The 2,135-nt window shown below is 69.8% G+C and carries 1 protein-coding gene and 1 pseudogene; one reads left to right on the top strand and one right to left on the bottom strand.

The annotated features are described in order from the left end of the window. Positions 1–431: 431 nt before the first annotated feature. A complete protein-coding gene (locus tag ACTWQJ_RS50630; protein WP_443313078.1) occupies positions 432–1,376 on the bottom strand; it encodes a glycoside hydrolase family 88 protein in 945 nt (314 codons plus the stop codon). A gap of 241 nt (positions 1,377–1,617) precedes the next feature. Here ACTWQJ_RS50630 and ACTWQJ_RS50625 point away from each other — a divergent pair. Beyond that, positions 1,618–2,135: pseudogene (locus tag ACTWQJ_RS50625) on the top strand (IS200/IS605 family accessory protein TnpB-related protein); the annotation flags it as partial.

Here is a 2,135-nt window from a genome sequence, read left to right as displayed (position 1 = left end):
GGGTCGTCAAGGGCGCGGGGCGAGTTCGGGGCACGTTGGCTTGAATCCACCGGCTCTCGGCCGCAGAAGCCGCGGGAGCGCGGCGAAACCGCACGACGCCCTCAGCGAGCGTGTGTAGGCCGTCGAGTGGTTCATGGACTGCTGGTCGAGGTCCTGGCATGGGCCGCGCGGTTGTCCGTGGCGCAGGCTGGTGCCGCAGGCGTTCCATGTGAAGCCGAGGCCGCGTAGCGAAGCCTTGGCACGGTCCACAACCTCAACAAGCTGATCAAGCAGGCACCCAAGAGCCGCTCTTGACGTTAACCGAGCAGGAAGTTCTGCGACGACCTCTGTCCTGCCCGGCCCGTCCGCCCAAACGCTCACGGCCGGGCTCGGGAAGACGACTCGGCTCGTGGCACGGCGACCCGCCGCCCGCTACGAGGTGGGCGAAACCGTCAACGCTCCGAGAGGCTCAACGAACCGAGCCCAGGCCAGAAGTTGAAAGAAAAGCTCAGGCAGACAGGCGGGACAGCTCGGTGCCGGCGAGCAGGAATGCGCCCACCCCGAAGTCGGCTGTGGTGTCGTAGGTGACGGGCTGGCTGGACCCGGGACACGGCCGACACGAGGTGCACGAGGGCCTGCCGGTATTCGGCGGTGTGCCGTTCTCCCGGTGGGAATGCCTTGAGGGTCTTGGTGTGGCCGGCGGTCACCCAGCCGTTGCCGCGGGACCACACCGCCAGCTTGCCGGTCGGTGAGAGGATCCCTCCGGGCAGGAACCGCTTGTCGCGGTACCACAGGCCGGTCGCCTCGTCGTGGAGGCCCGGGCCGCCCTCGCTGCGCTTGGTGTGGCGGTAGAGGGCGTAGAGCTTCTCCCAGTACCGCGGGTCGCCGCGGAGAGCGCCGATGCGGGCGAAGGGCGGCATCGCCATGTGCAGGGCGTCGTCCCACCACCAGTCGTCGTTCTTCTCCGGGCGGTCCGTGTACACCATGCGGTGCAACGACTCCTCGATGGCGGCGAGTTTGGCCTCCTCCGGCTCGATCTCGTACAGGTCGAGATAGGCCTGCCCGGCGTTGTGGTTGTCCGCGTGGCAGGTGGTGACCCCGCCCCTGAGGCCGTGGGCGTGCTTCTCCGCCCAGTTCCTTGTGTACGTCAGGTAGCGGGGGCTGCCGGTGAGCCGGTGCAGGGCGAGCAGTCCGCTGAAGCAGGTGGCGTTGGCCCAGCCGTTGTCGCCGGGTGCCTGGTGTGCGGCGATCCAGCGGTCGGCCACGCGGCGGAGGACGGTGATGACGTCGGCTCTCGACGGCAGGCTCGTCGTGCGGGCGGGGGCGGGTGGGGCGGCCGGGAGTGCAGCGCCGGCGGCGAGTGCGGTGGTGCCGGTGAGTAAGCGGCGTCGGTTCATGAGGCAACTCCTTTCTGTCGCTGATCAGTTGGGGTGTGGAACTGCTGCCGCTGAAGTGTGCTCAAGCGTGTTCTGGTGAGCAGGAGTGAGTGCTGGCGGTCGTTGTCGTGACCCGCGTGTCCGCCAGAGCGCCTAGGGATGCGAACGGAAATCCTGGCGTCGAATGCGTGACCTCTGCGGTCGGGCTTCGTTGGATGGGGGGGAGAGGATCGTCGGGGCGGAGCCGGGCCGGGGGTGAGGGATGAGCGGGCTGCGGAAGGTCGCCGAGCCGTTCGTTGCGTCCGGCCCGTCCGGAGTGGCGATCCGTACCCGGATCAAGCACCTCACCGTGCAGGACGAGAAGGTTCTTGCGCTGGTCGGCGCGCATCTGGGTGCGCTCGCGTCGCGGGACCTCAAGACGCGCTGCGCGGACGGTCTGGAGCACTCCACCGAGACCTGGGCGGCCAGGAAGCGCGCGCTGACGCCAGCTGCGTCTTCGCGCTGGGCCGGGGCGATCACCAAGGCGTCGCACGACCAGTGGGCGCTCGCCCACCGCTGCCGGCTGGCCCACCTCCACAGCCTGGAGGCCGGGGTCGCCACGATCGCGCACCGGCTGGCGCAACCGGTCGGGCAGAAGGGATCGAAGAACGCGCCGGGCGGCTACCGCTCCCGGCGGGAGTGGTTCGCCAAGTCCCGCCGCCTGCACGTGCTTCAGGACCGGCTGGAGCGGGAACGGGCCGACCACAGGGCCGGGACCGTGCACGTGGCGCGCGGCGGCAA

The organism is Streptomyces sp. KR55, assembly GCF_052245645.1.
In the GTDB taxonomy this organism is placed as follows: Bacteria; Actinomycetota; Actinomycetes; order Streptomycetales; family Streptomycetaceae; genus Streptomyces; species Streptomyces flavusporus.
This window is presented reverse-complemented; position numbering and strand designations above follow the sequence as displayed.

Coding starts and splice junctions, on each gene's coding strand:
- ACTWQJ_RS50630 (WP_443313078.1), bottom strand. CDS start 1,376: ATGAACCGACGCCGCTTACTCACCGGCACCACCGCACTCGCCGCCGGC.